The organism is Lelliottia sp. F153, from assembly GCF_002870005.1.
In the GTDB taxonomy this organism is placed as follows: Bacteria; Pseudomonadota; Gammaproteobacteria; order Enterobacterales; family Enterobacteriaceae; genus Enterobacter; species Enterobacter nimipressuralis.
The window spans coordinates 108,396-125,388 of the sequence record NZ_PKFT01000008.1; the positions used below are offsets into that span (position 1 = coordinate 108,396).

Below are 16,993 nucleotides of genomic sequence, written 5' to 3' on the forward strand. Positions count from 1 at the left end.
GCGGCAGGTGCGGCAGGTGCGGACGGCTTAGTGAATGTACATCAACAGTCAGAAGTGCTAAGGGGAAGGTAACGCTCACCAATAGCGAGAAGATGAATAACCACTCATCAAAGTCGTTTCTCTGCCGATATATCATGACGGTGTATTTAGGGTGAAAAGAGAGCATTTGTCTTCACCTGGCTATCCATTTGCAACTTTGTTGGCTATCGCCGGATAATTGAAGCGATAAGCTCAACAGGCGGGTGCAGCGGGAGCAAAATAATCTTGATAAGGAGTGATTAAGTGGCAGTTGTTCAAATTAAGTGGGACTGGCTGAAGTGGAACTGCCGCCAGACCTGGAAAAAAGATGTTCTTCCTGTATTGCAAAGCAGAGGCGTTAGTCAGGAGGATCTTAAACGGTGCGTTTATGTCATCAGGCTCGATGGCCTGTTTGCTATTGAATACCCACGCGGCATTTCTCCCACGGTGTACATCGGCGAAGGAAACTTTGAACAGCGCATTACTCAGCATAAGAACTGGCTGATGGATCTTGCGGACCTGCAAGGCGAGCATGAGTTCCTCATTGGCTATTGTTTCCCTCGGGCGAGAAACGCCTCAAAGGTATATTCTGAATTCGAAGCGATGCTCATTCATGAATTCCGAGACATTTACGGCGCGGCGCCACTGCGCAACAAGCAAATGGAGTTTCAGAAGTCGAATCACGAGTTTCAACCAATTACTGAAATTCGTAGCGCTATCATGATTGGCAAAGGGACACGGTTTCATTGGTCGGTTAAACCGATGAAAAGTTCATCGATGTATGATGTTTACCAGCTCACTCAGGAGCAGGTTACCTCTTAATGAGATAATCTGGATAACCGACTGGTTCATGAGGACAACAAATAGTGTCATTCAATAATAAAAACCTGTTTATTACTCTCTTATCCCTCTGCACATTTCAGACTTATGCAGCACAATGCACTGTGGAAACCCTCGCTAAAAACAAACTGAACAACTTCATCCTTCTTGGTCAGCAGGCAAGAACTGAAACGCCCAAATCTGTATCAGTCACTATTGATAGCCCTGATGGATATCTCCGCACATCGCTTCAAAGCAACTTCAGTCAATGCGGTGAGCTAATAAGCGGCCATATGAAAGAGGTCAAAGCCTCAACGGGCCAGAACGGCGTTTTCACGGCAACCTCTGATATTCAGTTGAATAAAACGGAATTTGGCTGGCGCATCCAGGTAGACTCAAACGGGGTCATAGCCGATAAAAACAGCCAGAAAACCACGCAGATATATCGGCAGACTCTTGAGGGAATGTACCAGCTTAACAGTAAAGAAATAATCAGCCGCGCGATTAATCGTTCCGTTTTCGTGGCTACAAAACCGGGAGATAAAGACAAAACCGCAGTTGGCACAATCGACTACACCTTTAATTCATCAGGATTACTGGCAAGCGCGGTAAGCAAAGGAAGTATGGCGATAGATAATAATACGATTGTATATAGCTATGATGATAATCATCGCCTGATCAAAACCCAATCACCTTCAACCATCGAAGAGTATGGCTATGACAACGAGGGCCGTGAGTTGACCCTGAGCAAGACCCAGACGTATTTCACGATTGAAAAAAAACTGACCACCTGCAAGGAGTGGAACTCACATGGAGAGTGCACACATGCCAATATGGATATCACGATCACCCCAACCGATCGGACAGGAAAACAGTATGTGGACAAACATAACGCCGTAATGACGGCGAAATATGAATACTGGAACTAACTGACTAAACAGAAAGTCCGCTTTGAGCGAGAAGCGGACCTTCGCACACATGACACCACTGTCTGATAGAAACCAGAATCTCAATAAACAGCCTTCCTGATGAGTCTCAGAGAGAATGCATTCAGAACGTTATCATGCCCAAAAATATCCAGGACACCTTTTACGATCAACTCTCGACTCACCCTCTGCCAGCGCACATCGGCTAAATATGGAAGAACGCAATGGCAGCTCGATTAAAATAGGTTCGTACTGGCTGTTAAACCGAAGATACGTCCTGATGTTCAGCAATTGAATTCCGGAGGTAGCGGGTCGGCGTTGTCCCCGTATATTGGCGGAAGAAGACAATAAAGGCACTGTCACTGACAAAATCAAGCTGCTGTGCAACCTGACTTAGCGACCAACCGTCACACAACATTTCCATCGCTTTCAGCAGCCTCCACTGTTGCCTCCAGCTCTGATAACTCATTCCCGTTTCCCGGATAAATATACGGCTTATCGTGCGTTCACATGCACCGACCTTCTGGACTAACTGGCCCAGCCGTGGGGGTAATTCGCCTTCGCGGACCGTGTCCAGCCAGGTATTAAGTCGACTATCTGAAGGAAACCGTAACGTCCAGTTTTCACGTTGAGCATTTTTAATTTCTTCCCAGAAAACAGTGATTAGACTGCTTTGTTGTTCTGCGGGCATTCCCCATTGCCAGAATGCCATCCGCTCGATCACCTCAAAGAACAGGGGATTAACTTCTACAATCTGCAGGGGTAATGCCGATAGCGGTAAGCTATTTGAAAAGTAAAGAGAACGATAGGCCATTGAACCATTCGTAATGGCACGATGAACCGTGCCGGCAGGAATCCAGGCAGCACGCCGGGGTGGGAGCAGGCAAAGGGTATTATCCAGCTCAATTGTGATACTTCCCGCTGCCGAAAAAAGTAACTGATGACGAAGATGGCTATGCATCCCTGAATCATGTATCCCCATATCGGATGCAATTCCGATAACCGGTTCATCGTACTGATCCGGATCGAAAGAATCTTCAGGGCTTATCTTCATTTTTTAATGTCCGATTTTAAATATATGAAGTCATTATAATTATAATGTGACAAGAAAATTTCCACAATAATAGCCGCATGTTCTGCTTATTTAAGGGATTAATGTTATGAATACCAATAAGCAGCCACCGTTGTGGCTACTGACAATACTGATTATGTTTCCCCAACTGGTGGAAACCATATACAGCCCTGCATTGCCTGACATCGCCCGTGCTTTTCAGGTAGGCAGTGAACGTGCCACGCAGACACTTTCAGTCTATTTTGTCGCGTTTGCCGTCGGCGTTGCACTCTGGGGCTGGCTAAGTGACCGTATTGGTCGGCGACCGGCGATGATGGCCGGACTTCTGTGCTACGGGACCGGTTCCGCACTGGCGCTTGTAACTCCAGACTTTAGTGTTTTACTCCTGGCTCGCATGGTGGCGGCCATGGGGGCAGCTGCCGGGTCCGTTGTCGTTCAGACCATGTTACGGGATAGTTACGAATCAACGGTCTTAGCCCGTGTCTTTTCCGTAATGGGAGCGGCGCTGGCAATAAGCCCGGTTTTCGGTCTGGTAAGTGGAGGTTGGCTGGTTAGCCTGTACGGACATACAGGCGTGTTCGTTGCGCTGGTGACACTGGCCCTGGCGTTGCTGACACTGACCGCATTATTGCTGCCTGAAACGCGGTCGGAAAATACTTCCAGTGCCCGTTTTGGCGGACTGGGTTACCGAATGGCGGGTGATGGAAGGCTGTGGAAAAATGCAATGCTTATTGCGCTGCTCAATACGATGCTTTTCAGTTACTACAGCCTGGCACCGTTTCTTTTCGGGCAACTGGGCTGGAGTCCCCGTGCTTTCGGATGGACGGGGATTTTACTGGCTTTAGCTTCTCTATCGGGCAGTCTCTGGAACCGGAAACTGTTGTCTATCGGTTTGTCACCAGAAAAACTGGTGAAGAATGCCTGCCTGCTGGCCCTGTTATCCGGTATCGCAGCATGGATATTACAGCATTCTGTCTGGATCCTTTTGCCGATGGCCGGGATTGTGGTTGCCTATGGCATCGCGATTCCAAACGTGCTCAGCCAGGCCCTGAGCCAATACCGTGAACAGGCCGGAGCGGCCGGAGCGTTGTTTGGATTAGTCTACTATATGTTGCTGGGAATGATGCTGGGACTTGCCGGTATCGTGCAACAACTGGGATTGGTTCTGACCGCTTGTGCAGTAATAGCCTGGTTTTGCAGCCTTTCACGCCACTAAGGCTGCTGGCTTTAATATTAACTCGGGAACCTGTTAGAGAATGGGTTCCCGGTGCAATACTGAATGGTTTACGCCAACTCCAGTCCGGTTAGCTAAGAACTACTTTTAGCAATTATTGCTTCCTTGAGCCATTAATGTCCGCTAATGGCACTAAGCGGACTCTCATATTTCAAACCCACTGCTCCCTGAACACCATCAGAATGGCTGCACTACTCGCGACACTTGATAAGGGTAGGGTGTTTCAAAGCATCCGATAACGCCGAAGTTGTTCCACCACGTAATCGGCACACTAAAGAAAAGCACCGAGGTAAAAGGCGGTGTGACGTTGACGTCATAAGGTCCCCCAGCAAACAGGCAGACGCCCAATAACAAGCTTATATCGTACTGCAACGGGAGTACGATATAATAATGTAATCAGGCGCTTACCGGCATGTCGCATTTGTCGGTGTGGTTTACAGCGCCTTTTTCAGGGCTGATATCAGGAAACTGACCGGTTCATCGGGCGGAACATCCCGGCGCAGGATGATATGTAATGGCGTGACGCGGTGCGAGCCGTGGCTGAGGGGCAATGGTTGCAGTATGCCTGCCGCCAGTTGTTGGTGAATAGAGGCCTGCGGCAGCCAGCCGTATCCAAGTCCGGCCGCGATAGCGCCTGCCGCCGCATCCAGAGTGGAGAAATCCCAGTTTTGGCTATCCCCTGTGGCCGCTTTCCCGCCATCTGCTATTTGTATCCGTGGCCAGTTGCTGAGCAATGCTTCGGTCAATGTGCCGGATACCGACAGCAGCGGATGATCGCGATGTGCCACGGCAATAAAATCCACGTTCATTAGCCACTCTCCCCGGCCAGTAATATTTTGCCGGTCGGTCACGATCATCACATCAGCATCGTCCACAGCGGACATGGTGGGGAACATGCTCTCGGTGACTTCCGTTAGCTTCACCCGAATAGTCGGCCAGCGCTGCTGGAATTGTTGCAGGGCAGAGAACAGGCGCTCCCGAGGATAGATAACGTCCACCACCAAATTAAGCTGCGATCGCATCCCCTCCTGCAGAGTTGCAGCCTGGGCCTCCACATAACTAAATGTTTTCAGGAGCGGGCGTACCTGGCGCAACAGCGTGGCCCCGGTTGGGGTTAATACCGTACGACGCCCCTCTGGAACCAGCAGCGTCACGCCCAGTTGCGTCTGGAGCTGCGCGAGATTATAGCTAATAGAAGACTGGCTGCGGTGTAGCGTATCGGCGGCGCGGGCAAAGCTGCCGGTAGTGAACACACAGTCCAGGATTGCCCATTGTTCCAGCGTTGTTTTATTCATAATGATTTATTTATTCGATTAATATCATCATAAAATAGCGCTATTCATCAAAATATTAAAGCATTAGACTTGTTTTATCGAACAGAGGAGACCTGAAATGAGCAACTTTGATAAACATGATTTAAGCGGTTTTGTCGGTAAACATCTGGTGTACACCTACGATAACGGCTGGAACTACGAAATTTATGTCAAAAATGAACAAACCCTGGACTACCGTATTCACAGCGGCCTGGTGGGGAATCGTTGGGTCAAAGATCAGCAGGCTTATATCGTCCGCGTGGGTGAGAGTATTTACAAAATCTCATGGACGGAGCCAACCGGCACGGATGTGAGCTTAATTGTCAACCTGGGGGATAAACTCTTCCATGGCACTATTTTCTTCCCACGTTGGGTGATGAATAACCCCGAAAAAACCGTGTGTTTCCAGAATGACCATATTCCGCTGATGAATCAGTACCGCGATGCCGGTCCGGCTTATCCGACGGAGGTTATTGATGAATTTGCCACCATCACCTTTATTCGTGACTGCGGTGCCAATAATGACGATGTGATTGCCTGCGCGGCGAGTGAATTGCCGGACAATTTTCCAGATAATCTGCGTTAAATAACACCCCGCTAAATTTAAAAGAAACCGGTCACGACGACGGTTTCTTTTTTTTTGCTACTCATCCGGGACGTTTATTCGTTTACGGTTGCCTGATGACGCGTTTCTTTAGCTGGTACTGCTTTGCTTCTGTTGCTGGAATAGATGAAGAATAGCGCGATACCCAGACAGAGAATGGCACCCAGACGATTCATCGAGAAGGGGATCGCCCCGTTACCAAGCCAGCCAAAGTTATCAATCAGCATGCTCATTGTCAGCTGACCGAAAATCACAGCAACCGTTGCAACGGCTGTGCCGATACGTTGGACGGCAAAGACCATAATGACGATGTAAGGCACACCAAACATCGCACCTAACAGTTGCCACTTCGGTACATCCAATAGGTTGGTAGCATGTTTAGGTTCAAAGAAGAAAATCAGCAGGGCAGTAATAAGCGCGCCGACGGAGAAGGTCAGGAATGCGCTTTTGAATACACCCACTTTGCTACCCAGTTGACCATTTATCGCAGCCTGAATGCTGAGCATTGCACCACCAATAACCGCCAACACAATCATCATAAATGTCATCATTTTTTCTTAACCCCGAGCAACAAGAACCAGCGCCAGTACGATAAAAATCAGCGCGATAATGCGTTTATTGTCAATTTTCCGGCGTGGCGTGCCCAGCAGACCATAGTGGTCAATGATCAGGCTTTTGGATACCTGTCCTGCCAGAATGCCTATCATCGTCATAGCGATACCGATTGCCGGGGTAGCGATGGTCAGAATAATGACGTAAACAGGGCCGAGCACCCCGCCCAGTAGGTTCCAGGAGGGCTGCGCGAAAAAGGATGGGCTATTACGTGGACTGAAAAACAGCATCAGCAAAAACGTCAGGGCCGCACCCACGCCGAATACGCTGAATGTCGCCCATAAATCGCCGACTTCTCCTCCCAGCGGCCCCAGCAGCCCGGCCTCTACGGACAATCCCATTCCGCCCGCGATAACAATTAAAATCAGTACCAGTTGCATAGCAAACTCTCTACGGTTGTCTAAGCGCAGAAGATTACACCTGGCCTGAGATGTGAAAAATGCCATAATTCAGGAAACACCTTTGCAGGATTTGCATCAATGCATGCCGCAGGCAATATCAGTATCCGTTCTCTCTTAATCTTTATTGACGTGTATGAAACGCAGAATTTTTCCGTGGTTGCGCGCCGCGAAGGAATATCGGCTTCGCAGGTTTCACGAGTTATCCATCATCTTGAAGACGCGCTCGGTCAGCAGCTTTTTTATCGCAACACACGCGCGGTCATTCCGACTGAAAGTGGCCACCTTTTTATCCGGCACGCACGCGCCATGGCCGGTAATCTTGAGGATGCGCGTCGTGAACTGGATGAACGTGCGCTGGAGCCTTCAGGTCTAATTCGCATTAATGCCCCGGTATTTTTCGGACAGCGGCATGTGGCCCCTGGACTACCGGGTCTGACGGCGCGTTACCCCCGTCTGACCATTGAGCTGACTCTGACCGATGATTACATCGATCCACACAGGGATGCCGCCGACGTCATTTTCCGGATTGGCGTTCTGGCTGACTCCTCCTTTCATGCGCGCGTTTTCGGGCAGCAGTTTTATCACCTGGCTGCGTCGCCTGCGTATCTGGATAAATACGGTATGCCTGAATGCCCGGAGGATCTCGGACGCCACAAATGCCTTGTCTACAGCGGCTCTTCCGGGCCAAACCGCTGGCTGGTTCGCAGGCCAGGTGAGGAGTGGGTGCACTATCCTGTGTCGCCACTGATGTCATCCAATAACGCAGAGACTTTGCTTATTGCGGCTCTGGGCGGGATGGGCATTGTGCTTTTTCCGGACTGGCTGATTGCTGAAAGACTGAAAAGCGGTGAGCTGATCGCGCTACTGACCGATATGGATACCTCTATTAAAACGGAGCCACAGAACATTGCGGCTATCTACCCCCACACCCGCCATCCGCCGCTGAACGTCAGGGCGGTTATCGATTACTATCTTGAGGTGTTTGGTTCGCCGCTTTACTGGCAGTCTGAGGGGTAAGTTCAGGCTGGCAATGGAGCATAACCGGCGTCAGTTTTTTCCAGGCTTAGAAAGTGAATCGGGGACCTTGTGCAGAATCGTGCGGTTGTTGATTCCGGTGGCAGTGCAGAGGGTTACGCAGCGCCTCAACTGGCAATCTGTGAGAGTGTCCATTACTATCCAAAATCTATGGATGTGAACATTTTCGGCTTTATGCCAGCACTACTGCCTGTAGCACTGTCCCCCGGCGCAAGCTTCACTCTCGTTATGAACAGTGCTCTGGCTGGTGGTCACAAAGGCCTGATCAGAACGCTCGCCGGAACAGCGTTGGGCATATACACCCATGCGGTTTTAATAGGGCTGGGTGTGACTGCTGTGCTCATCTCGTCCCCGGCAGCGTTTGCAGTACTCAAAGTTGCCGGAACGGCCTATCTGCTCTGGTTGGGCGCGATGCTTATCCGCAGTGGGATAACGGTCACTACAGACGGGTTTAGGGATTCAAAGCATGTGGTGACGTTAAAAGAGGCGTGGCTTGCGAATGTTTTGAACCCAAAAGCCATCCTTTTCTATGTGACGGTCGTTTCACAGTTCGCAGGGATAAAGGGAGGGGTTAGCAATTACCTGACGCTGGCATCAGTGCATGTCGTGGTGATGAGCGTTTGGCTTTTCTCTGTGAGCCAGACACTGATATTTTCGGTTAAAAAAACGAACCCGTTAATGCTCAAAAAATACGTCAACATTGCTGGCGGGATGTTGCTCATTGCTTTTTCTCTGCATAGCCTGATAAAGGGATAATGCCCGCATTTGGCACAACGTTGCCGTTATGATTCAGGCCGTCAGCTACGGATGATGCTGGGGAGAGATATCAGGCCGGCGGTGAGACGTAACGCTTTATTGTTCCGGATGTGGAAATAAAACGGTAATGGATGATCTCAACGGGCTATTAGCGCCACGATCGCGGCAAGCGCTGGAAGCGCCTGCACATAAAGTATCTTCCGACTGGCGGTTACCGCTCCAAAAATACCTGCAACCAGCACGCAGATCAGAAAGAAGAATATCACCGAAACACCGCGTTCGCCGAGCCATAAGCCCCACAGCAATCCCGCCGCCAGAAAGCCGTTGTACAGCCCCTGATTCGCGGCGAGAACGCGGGTTTCGCGCGCAAAATCGGCGCTCAAGTTAAAAGCTTTCTGGCCGGTTTTGGTGTTCCACAAAAACATTTCGAGCACCAGAATATAAAGATGAATAACGGCAACGACAGCGACAAGAAGAGTAGCAAACACGGGCGGCCTTACAGGGTGAGGGCAGATGAAAGGGAGTATAGATAATTCCAGCGGGTGCGGCAGGGTGATTCGCCACCAGGGTGAAAATTCGTTATCATCCGCTCCCACTCTTTATCCGTGCAGCCTGATGTCTACGATTATCGATACCTTTATTGCCCCGCCGTGTCTCGACGAGATTGAAATTCTCTATCAGGACGCACATCTGGTGCTGATCAACAAACCGGCGGGGCTGTTGAGCCTTTCGGGGAAAAATCCTCAGAATCTCGACTCGGTGCATTATCGACTGGTGAAGATTTTCCCTGGCTGCACCCTCGTGCACCGCCTGGATTTCGGCACGTCCGGGCTGATGGTGGTGGCCCGTAATAAGGCTATCAATGCGGCGCTGTGCCAGCAGTTTAGCGAGCGTCGCGTGTCCAAGATTTACACTGCGCTGCTGTGCGGGCATCTGGACGATAACGAGGGGGTGATAGATGCAGCGATTGCCAAAGATCCGGCGCTGTTCCCGCTGATGTCGATTTGCGCTATCACGGGCAAGCCCGCGCGCTCTCGCTATCGGGTGATTGAACGTATTTATCAGGAAAGGGAAGGGGCGTTACTGCCGTTGACGCGGGTCGAGCTGACTCCGGAAACCGGGCGCACCCATCAGCTGCGTATTCACTGCCAGCAGCTGGGGCACCCAATTTTAGGCTGCGATCTGTATGGTGGCCTCACGCTGCCAGGTACCGGGCGCACGCCGCGTCTGATGCTGCACGCCAGCGAGCTGCACTTTATGCATCCCGTGAGCGATGAGCGCATCACGGCGCGTAATGCCAGCCCGTTCTGACCATAAACGTCATTACCACATCAAATCATCAGGCACTTTGAAATCGGCGTACGGATCGTCCTCGTCCTGCTCTTCCTGGCTCAGGGCGCTGTTCAGTACGATACTGTCTGCATCACGCTGGGCGATTTTATCCGCGACGCTTGCCGGAATAATCGCGTACTGACTCTCACTTGCACCGTCCACCACCAGGCGCGCGATGGCGAGACGGCCATTAATCAGCTGCGTCTGCGTCGTTTTATCGACAACGATCTTTTTGATGAGGTTGTTATCGGTGAAGTTGAAATCGATGTTCCCGCGTGACACCACGATGCGGTTCATCTCAATCAGCTGTTTCACCTGTGCTTTAAACTCTTTCGCCAGCGTCGCCTGTTTTTGCTGTTCACTCAGCTGCTTATCACGTTCGAACTGGGCTTTTTTGTTCTCTTCCACCGCTTCACGCGCCTCGCGAGCCTGCACGCGGGATTTCTTCGCCGTTCTCTGAACTTTGGCCATTTTTTTGCTGGTGACCAGGCCTGCTTTGAGCATCTGCTCTTGTAAGGTAAGTTTTGTCATCTTCGTATCTGAACCTGTTGGAAATTTGCCGGGATTATACCTGTAATTTTATACAAATAAAAAATCCACGCCGAAGCGTGGATTTGATAAGGGTTGAAGTTATTGCCCATCTGTTGTCAGAACACAAAAAAATTATTAGATGTCGCACGGTTTTTAGGAGAGATGTTACAGGATCAGTGAACAAAAACTGAGTTCTGTCTGGATGATGCTCTCGACATTTGAACCCCTGAAGAAAGGGGGAGTTATACAGCAAATCCCCTCTCCGGGTTAGGCTCCCTGGCCTTCGTCTAACTACGCTCTTCGATAAAACTCTTTTTATCTCCTCCCGATATAAAAAAATCATCATACCCATGCTGAGCGGGCTGGTAACGAAATAGGGGAAATACAATGATGGATTCCTTTTAATATATGCATGAGCTTGTGAATGCGGAGAAAATCAAGATCGTTACACTTATTTTCTTTTGGAAATAAGAGTCAGAGGTAAGCTACTTCCTGTTTGACATGATTCTTATATCTCAAGGATGAGTTAGCGTTTCATTAACGCTTTTTAAAGGGATTTTATTCTCATGCTTATGCCATCAGATCTAAAAACTATCCTTCACTCTAAACGTGCCAATATTTATTACCTGCAGTACTGTCGTGTACTGGTCAATGGCGGGCGAGTGGAATATGTCACAGAAGAAGGAAAGACTTCGCTCTACTGGAATATCCCCATTGCTAACACTACGGTTGTTATGCTGGGAACCGGCACGTCGGTAACGCAGGCGGCAATGCGTGAGTTTGCAAGGGCGGGCGTGCTGGTTGGTTTTTGTGGCGGCGGTGGAACACCCTTATATTCAGGCAATGAGACACATATTGATATCTCCTGGATAACACCGCAAAGCGAATATCGTCCAACGGAATATCTTCAAAACTGGGTTTCCTTTTGGTTTGATGAAAATAGACGGCTTGCAGCGGCAAAAGCTTTTCAGCAGGTTCGCATTGAAAAAATTGAGCGGCATTGGCTGAGCAGTAAAATGCAGCGTGAAAATCATTTTGAAATTACGATAACTTCGCTGCAAAAAACTGCGCAATCCTACGGGCAGCAGCGCATATGAACATTTTGTTGATCTCCCGCTGGCGCAGTACAGAAAGTATTGCGCTGCTGGCAGGCATTGCCGGTTTGTTTCACGATTTTGGTAAAGCCGGGGCACTGTTTCAGGCCGGATTACAGGGCAAGGCAAATAAACCGTACCAGCCTTTTCGCCATGAGTGGATCTCCGTGCGTTTGTTTCAGGCATTTGTCGATAAGCAATCGGATAAACAGTGGCTGGCGAAACTCGGTGAGCTGAACGCTGCTGATGAAGCCGTATGGTTAGAGAGTCTACAAAACGATCCGCCGGAAGGAGGCAGCAGCCCATTTACCGAAATGCCGCCCGTGGCACAGGCGGTGATGTGGCTAATTCTCTCCCATCACCGTTTACCGCAATATCCCGGGCGAAACGCACCCTCACTTGATAAGGATGCGAACTGGTTAACTCATCAGCTGAATGTGGAGTGGAACGCCCTTAATCACCGGAAAGATCACTGGAAAAGTGAAGATTTTCAGCGTGCCTGGACATTCCCGTCCGGTACACCGCTGCAAAGTCATACCTGGCGGGAGAAAGCGCGTCAGCTGGCAAAACGGGCCGCGCATGCCATTTCACTTCACGATTTCGGTACGCTGAATCAGCATTTTACTGTTCATCTGGCACGTCTGGCGCTGATGCTGGCAGATCACTATTATTCATCACAGCCGCCTGTCGCCCGCTGGCAGGATGAAGCGTATCAGGCGTGGGCGAATACCGATCAACAAACCCGACAGTGCAAGCAAAAACTGGATGAGCATACCATTGGTGTGGGCCATCACGCGCTTCTGCTTGGGCGTATGCTGCCCGGTTTGCGCGCAAATCTGCCCGCCATTACCCGACATAAAAAATTCCGTGAACGCGCCACAAATGAACGCTATTACTGGCAAAACAAGGCCTGGGATCTGGCACAAAAGCTGAGAGACAGCACGCGAAAGCACGGCTTTTTTGGCGTGAATATGGCCTCCACCGGCTGCGGTAAAACGCTCGCCAATGCGCGCATCATGTATGCGCTGGCGCAGGAGGAAGAGGGCTGTCGTTTCACCGTGGCGCTGGGCCTGCGTACGCTGACGCTGCAAACGGGAGATGCGTTACGCACCCGCCTCGGCCTTGGCGAGGACGACCTCGCGGTGCTGGTCGGTTCCTCTGCGGTGCGGGATCTACACCAGCAGCGCACCCAACCGGATCACGACGAGAGCAGCGCATCGGCAGAGGCGTTCTTTGAACATCATCAGTATGTGCACTATGACGGCACATTGCCCGACGGCCCGCTACGTCACGTGATCGGCGGCGATGATAAACTCAGTAAGCTGGTGAGCGCTCCGGTTCTGGTGGCGACAATTGATCATCTGATGCCCGCCACTGAGGGCGTGCGCGGCGGCAGGCAGATTGCCCCCATGCTGCGGCTGTTAACCAGCGACCTGGTGCTGGATGAACCGGATGATTTTGACGTGAGCGATCAGCATGCCCTGTGCCGCCTGGTTCACTGGGCGGGGATGCTCGGCTCGCGCGTGCTGCTCTCCTCCGCTACGCTGCCGCCTGCGCTTGTTATGGCCTTGTTTACGGCTTATTGCTCCGGGCGTAAAGCTTTTCAACAGGCCAGTAGCGAACCCGATTTACCTCTCGAGGTGAGCTGCGCCTGGTTTGATGAATATGACACGGCGGAATACGCGGGCCGTTCACCTGCAGACTTTTTAGATAAACACGATGCCTTCGCGAGCCAGCGCGCGAAACGCTTATGCAAGGAAACCGTTTTGCGCAGAGCAGAGATAGTCACGATTTCCTCCGCATCCACCCGGCCGGAAGCGGTGATTACCGCGCTCGCCGGTGTGCTGCATCGGGAGATCCTGAATCTGCATGCGTCGCACCGTCAGTTGCATGAAAACGGAAAAACCGTCTCGCTTGGCCTGGTGCGCATGGCAAACATCAACCCGCTGGTGGCTACCGCCCGGGCGCTGATGCGTATCGCCTCCCCGGAAAACACCTGTATTCATTACTGCGTGTACCACAGCCAGCAGCCGCTTGCGGTGCGTGCACATATCGAAAAGCAGCTCGACGGGGCTTTTACCCGCGACAGGGAAAACCCACTCACGCTTCACCCGGACATTATTCGCAAGATGGAACGGCATTCGGCGCAGCATCATATTTTTGTGGTGCTGGGCACGTCCGTCATCGAAGTCGGACGCGACTGGGATGCCTGCTGGGGAATTATCGAGCCGAGCTCGATGCGCTCACTGATTCAGTTCGCCGGGCGCATACAGCGCCACCGCCAGATCCCTCCTCGTCAGCCGAACGTGCTGATCCTCAATAAAAACGTGAAAGCACTGCGCGAGACGAACACCGAGAGCCCGGCCTACTGCAACCCCGGTTTTGAATGCGCCAGTTTTCGGCTCAGCAGTCACGATTTGACTGACCTCCTTAAGCCTGAGGAATACCACGCGATCAATGCCATTCCACGCATTCTGAACGGTGCCGTGCGCGGCAATCGTTTTGACAATCTGGGCGTGCTGGAGCACTCGCGTACGCGGGAGGAACTGCTTGCTCAACGGGACGATGTGCCGGTGGCGGCGCACTGGTGGCGGTTGCCGGTGAACTGGAGCGGCGAGCTCCAGCGCCGCACGCCGTTTCGTCAGACTCAGCCGGAAGCGCAGTTTTTTCTGTGGATGGAAGAGGAGGGCGATGAGCCGATCTTTTCGTTAAGCGAAGAAGGTAAGGCCAGCGGAAAAGACGCCGGGCAGTTTGACCCCTGCGCGCTGGAAATGGCGGAAGGTGTAAGCGCGTGGATCGATACCGATTACGCCAGGGTGCTGCTGGCGCTGGCTGAATTGCGTGATATGGATTTGAGCGACGTCTGCCAGAAATACGGCGAAATCAATTTACGTACCCGTCAGGCGGAGTCGACTGAAGCCTGGCTGTGGCATCCGGTGTTGGGTGTGTTCAGGGAACTTTAATTTTCACTATCAGGAGCAGATATGTCGCAAAAAGGACTTACTGGCTTTGTCGTCGAATATATTGATAAACGACGACAAACCAGGCTCGATACTTTCGATAAAGACGCGGCGAAGCGGCTGAACGGTGCAGACGCGATGCTGGAAAGCCAGATTTTGCTGGAACGCCGTGAACTGGAACAGCGCTATGAAACGCGGGCCTGGCTTACCGATGCCGCCAGCCGCGCCGGACAAATTAGCCTTGTGACGCATGCTGCTAAATTCACGCATGGTGATGCGAAAAGCAGCAGCATCTTTACGCAGACTGAGGCGCAGGACGGTTATCTTTCCACGTCCACGCTGGCAAAACCGGCGGTAGACGCCGTGGGTAACGCCGCTGCGCTTGATGTCGCAAAGCTTTTGCAAACTGAAGTCGACGGTGACTCGTTGCTGGACTGCCTCAAGCGCGGCGATGCTTCCCCCCTCACATCGCTGGCTGAAAACGACGCGCAGCTCGCGCTGTGGATTGATGGATTTTCTCGCGCATTAACCACTAAACAGCCCACGTCCCATAAGCTTGCCAAACAGGTCTACGTTCCGGTGGGTGAGGGTTACCATCTGCTGAACCCGCTGTTTTCCTCTTCGCTTGCCCAGGCGATGCATCAGCGCATGGTGGCGCTGCGTTTCAGTGAAGAAAGCAAAGCCGTCTGGCAGACCCGACGCGATAAAAAATGGCATTCGCAACCGCTGGTGGTGTTCCCCAACACGGCGGTAATGAATTTCGGCGGTACCAAACCGCAGAATATCTCGGCGCTTAACAGCAGCCGGGGAGGGCGCGTCTGGCTGCTATCCTCCTCCGCGCCGCGGTGGGAAATACAGGATAAAGCGCCTGTGGGTATCAAAACGATATTCGGTCAGGGACCGTTTGAGCGCAACACGCGCCAGATCCGCCGTCGCTTAACGGATTTGCTCATCAAAACCAGAGGTGATAAGAACGAGGTTATTCGCAGGCAGTGCGAAAGGTACGCGGACCAAATCATCGATATGCTGTTTAACGTCGCTGCCGATATACAACGTCGTGACTGGGCTGGCTGGACGCAGAGCGAAAAATGTCAGCTCAAAGCGCATCAAAAACTGTGGCTCGACCCGTGGCGCGCGAAAATCGACGCCTCTTTCTTTAACGAACGCGACAAAGACGAGTGGCAAGAGTTGGTGGCGGATGATTTTGCCCTCTGGCTCAACAGCCATCTTCGCCGTGCAGAGTTGAAAGTGGGCCAAACCGAACGTCGTGAGTGGCAGACCAAACCGCTTTTCCGACGCAGGCTGCGTGAAATGGAGCAGGCGATCAGGAGATATCACGATGCGTAATCTCATTATTTTGCCGTGGCTGACGGTGGAAAACGCCAACGCGGTCGCGGGCCTGACGTGGGGCTTTCCGGCGATTACCCATTTTCTCGGCTACACGCATGCACTGTCGCGCAAACTTCAGGCCAGCCACGGGCTGCGGCTGGAAGGCTGTGGCGTGATTTGTCATCGCCATCAGGTCCACGCTTACTCGTCCGGGCGCGATTACCAGTTTGCGCTGACGCGAAATCCGTTAACCAGAGAAGCCAAAACCGCCTCATTCAACGAAGAGGGCCGGATGCACATGACGGTTTCACTGGTGATGGAGTGCCACGGCGAAATCGTCAATGGCGATATCGGCATGAATAAACTGGCGGAACATCTGCACATACTGTGCCAGACGCAGAAACTGGCAGGCGGCTCGATTACCGGCCTGCGCAGGGTTCAGGTCTGCGGCATCTCTGAGTTGAAAACCCGGCTTTACGGCCTGATGCCGGGCTTTGCCCTGTGCGACCGTTCGTCCTTCCTGGCTGAACACCATAAAGCGCTGCAAGAGATACATCCCGATGCGGAAGTGCTGGATGCGTGGCTGGACTTCGCAGCCCTCAAAATGGCTGCGCAGGACACTGATAATCCACAAGAGAGCGCAGACTGGCGCTATGTGAAAAAGCCGCAGCCGGGCTACCTCGTTCCGTTGATGACGGGCTGGCAGCGTATTTCTCCACTGTATGAACCCGGCACGGTCAGCAACGCCCGCGACAACGACACGCCGTTCTGTTTTGCCGAAGCGGTGTACGGCATCGGTGAATGGCGCGGTGTTCATCACATTAAAGTGCCCGACGATCTGCTCTGGCGGTATCACATCACCGACACCGGTTATTACTGCCGCGGACAGGCTTTGCCGGACGATGCGCCGCAAGACGAGCCGGACGACAACTCAAACTATTCAGATGAAATTTAAGG

The 16,993-nt window shown here is 51.9% G+C and carries 16 protein-coding genes and 1 pseudogene; 11 read left to right on the top strand and 6 right to left on the bottom strand.

All coding sequences use genetic code 11. From position 1 onward, the window contains the following. Positions 1-282 precede the first annotated feature (282 nt). Together F153LOC_RS17005 and F153LOC_RS17010 are read left to right on the top strand one after the other, a co-directional pair. Positions 283-840: a hypothetical protein gene (locus F153LOC_RS17005; protein WP_102103919.1), complete on the top strand. Its 558-nt coding sequence runs from the start codon at positions 283-285 to the stop codon at positions 838-840. Between the two features lie 44 nt (positions 841-884). Next, positions 885-1,766 carry a hypothetical protein gene (locus F153LOC_RS17010; protein ID WP_102103918.1) on the top strand — a complete coding sequence of 294 codons (882 nt, stop codon included), beginning with the start codon at positions 885-887 and terminating at the stop codon, positions 1,764-1,766. 256 nt (positions 1,767-2,022) lie between these two features. Here F153LOC_RS17010 and F153LOC_RS17015 read toward each other — a convergent pair whose 3' ends face one another. Continuing rightward, the gene (locus tag F153LOC_RS17015; RefSeq protein WP_102103917.1) at positions 2,023-2,817 is read right to left on the bottom strand and encodes a helix-turn-helix domain-containing protein; all 795 of its coding nucleotides are present in this window, start codon (positions 2,815-2,817) and stop codon (positions 2,023-2,025) included. Between the two features lie 106 nt (positions 2,818-2,923). On the opposite strand from F153LOC_RS17015, the gene F153LOC_RS17020 reads away from it, so the two are divergent. Continuing rightward, positions 2,924-4,051, top strand: a complete 1,128-nt coding sequence (locus F153LOC_RS17020) for an MFS transporter (protein ID WP_102103916.1) — start codon at positions 2,924-2,926, stop codon at positions 4,049-4,051. A gap of 452 nt (positions 4,052-4,503) precedes the next feature. On the opposite strand, the gene F153LOC_RS17025 is transcribed toward F153LOC_RS17020, so the two are convergent. Further along, positions 4,504-5,364 (bottom strand): LysR family transcriptional regulator, encoded by an 861-nt coding sequence (locus F153LOC_RS17025; RefSeq protein ID WP_102103915.1) that lies wholly within the window; start codon positions 5,362-5,364, stop codon positions 4,504-4,506. Positions 5,365-5,461: 97 nt separating this feature from the next. On the opposite strand from F153LOC_RS17025, the gene F153LOC_RS17030 reads away from it, so the two are divergent. Beyond that, positions 5,462-5,968 (top strand): phenolic acid decarboxylase, encoded by a 507-nt coding sequence (locus tag F153LOC_RS17030; RefSeq protein WP_102103914.1) that lies wholly within the window; start codon positions 5,462-5,464, stop codon positions 5,966-5,968. 74 nt (positions 5,969-6,042) lie between these two features. On the opposite strand, the gene F153LOC_RS17035 is transcribed toward F153LOC_RS17030, so the two are convergent. Continuing rightward, positions 6,043-6,534 carry a DMT family transporter gene (locus tag F153LOC_RS17035; protein WP_102103913.1) on the bottom strand — a complete coding sequence of 164 codons (492 nt, stop codon included), beginning with the start codon at positions 6,532-6,534 and terminating at the stop codon, positions 6,043-6,045. Between the two features lie 9 nt (positions 6,535-6,543). Then, entirely contained in the window at positions 6,544-6,978 is a 435-nt protein-coding gene (locus F153LOC_RS17040; RefSeq protein ID WP_102103912.1) for a DMT family transporter, read from the bottom strand. A gap of 99 nt (positions 6,979-7,077) precedes the next feature. On the opposite strand from F153LOC_RS17040, the gene F153LOC_RS17045 reads away from it, so the two are divergent. Continuing rightward, entirely contained in the window at positions 7,078-8,016 is a 939-nt protein-coding gene (locus F153LOC_RS17045; RefSeq protein WP_102103911.1) for a LysR family transcriptional regulator, read from the top strand. A gap of 168 nt (positions 8,017-8,184) precedes the next feature. After that, entirely contained in the window at positions 8,185-8,790 is a 606-nt protein-coding gene (locus F153LOC_RS17050; protein WP_102103910.1) for a LysE family translocator, read from the top strand. 137 nt (positions 8,791-8,927) lie between these two features. On the opposite strand, the gene F153LOC_RS17055 is transcribed toward F153LOC_RS17050, so the two are convergent. Further along, positions 8,928-9,278 (bottom strand): DUF1304 domain-containing protein, encoded by a 351-nt coding sequence (locus tag F153LOC_RS17055; protein ID WP_100779902.1) that lies wholly within the window; start codon positions 9,276-9,278, stop codon positions 8,928-8,930. 127 nt (positions 9,279-9,405) lie between these two features. Between F153LOC_RS17055 and F153LOC_RS17060 the strand changes: the two genes are divergently transcribed. Next, the gene (locus F153LOC_RS17060) at positions 9,406-10,101 is read left to right on the top strand and encodes an RluA family pseudouridine synthase (protein ID WP_102103909.1); all 696 of its coding nucleotides are present in this window, start codon (positions 9,406-9,408) and stop codon (positions 10,099-10,101) included. A 12-nt stretch (positions 10,102-10,113) separates the two neighbouring features. Here F153LOC_RS17060 and F153LOC_RS17065 read toward each other — a convergent pair whose 3' ends face one another. Continuing rightward, positions 10,114-10,653: a DUF2058 domain-containing protein gene (locus F153LOC_RS17065; protein WP_102103908.1), complete on the bottom strand. Its 540-nt coding sequence runs from the start codon at positions 10,651-10,653 to the stop codon at positions 10,114-10,116. Between the two features lie 566 nt (positions 10,654-11,219). Here F153LOC_RS17065 and cas1f point away from each other — a divergent pair. The 4 genes and pseudogenes from cas1f to csy2 all read left to right on the top strand — a co-directional run. Continuing rightward, positions 11,220-11,699 (top strand): annotated as a pseudogene (gene cas1f / locus F153LOC_RS17070) (type I-F CRISPR-associated endonuclease Cas1f); the annotation flags it as partial. A gap of 47 nt (positions 11,700-11,746) precedes the next feature. Further along, positions 11,747-14,710: a type I-F CRISPR-associated helicase Cas3f gene (gene cas3f, locus F153LOC_RS17075; RefSeq protein WP_102103907.1), complete on the top strand. Its 2,964-nt coding sequence runs from the start codon at positions 11,747-11,749 to the stop codon at positions 14,708-14,710. Positions 14,711-14,731: 21 nt separating this feature from the next. Continuing rightward, positions 14,732-16,054, top strand: coding sequence for a type I-F CRISPR-associated protein Csy1 (gene csy1, locus F153LOC_RS17080; RefSeq protein WP_102103906.1), 1,323 nt, complete (start codon positions 14,732-14,734; stop codon positions 16,052-16,054). Beyond that, entirely contained in the window at positions 16,047-16,991 is a 945-nt protein-coding gene (gene csy2 / locus F153LOC_RS17085; RefSeq protein ID WP_102103905.1) for a type I-F CRISPR-associated protein Csy2, read from the top strand. Before csy1 ends, csy2 begins: the two co-directional genes overlap by 8 nt. Positions 16,992-16,993: the final 2 nt, after the last annotated feature.

Coding starts and splice junctions, on each gene's coding strand:
- F153LOC_RS17015 (WP_102103917.1), bottom strand. CDS start 2,817: ATGAAGATAAGCCCTGAAGATTCTTTCGATCCGGATCAGTACGATGAA.
- F153LOC_RS17020 (WP_102103916.1), top strand. CDS start 2,924: ATGAATACCAATAAGCAGCCACCGTTGTGGCTACTGACAATACTGATT.
- F153LOC_RS17025 (WP_102103915.1), bottom strand. CDS start 5,364: ATGAATAAAACAACGCTGGAACAATGGGCAATCCTGGACTGTGTGTTC.
- F153LOC_RS17030 (WP_102103914.1), top strand. CDS start 5,462: ATGAGCAACTTTGATAAACATGATTTAAGCGGTTTTGTCGGTAAACAT.
- F153LOC_RS17035 (WP_102103913.1), bottom strand. CDS start 6,534: ATGACATTTATGATGATTGTGTTGGCGGTTATTGGTGGTGCAATGCTC.
- F153LOC_RS17040 (WP_102103912.1), bottom strand. CDS start 6,978: ATGCAACTGGTACTGATTTTAATTGTTATCGCGGGCGGAATGGGATTG.
- F153LOC_RS17045 (WP_102103911.1), top strand. CDS start 7,078: ATGCATGCCGCAGGCAATATCAGTATCCGTTCTCTCTTAATCTTTATT.
- F153LOC_RS17050 (WP_102103910.1), top strand. CDS start 8,185: ATGGATGTGAACATTTTCGGCTTTATGCCAGCACTACTGCCTGTAGCA.
- F153LOC_RS17060 (WP_102103909.1), top strand. CDS start 9,406: ATGTCTACGATTATCGATACCTTTATTGCCCCGCCGTGTCTCGACGAG.
- F153LOC_RS17065 (WP_102103908.1), bottom strand. CDS start 10,653: ATGACAAAACTTACCTTACAAGAGCAGATGCTCAAAGCAGGCCTGGTC.
- cas3f (WP_102103907.1), top strand. CDS start 11,747: ATGAACATTTTGTTGATCTCCCGCTGGCGCAGTACAGAAAGTATTGCG.
- csy1 (WP_102103906.1), top strand. CDS start 14,732: ATGTCGCAAAAAGGACTTACTGGCTTTGTCGTCGAATATATTGATAAA.
- csy2 (WP_102103905.1), top strand. CDS start 16,047: ATGCGTAATCTCATTATTTTGCCGTGGCTGACGGTGGAAAACGCCAAC.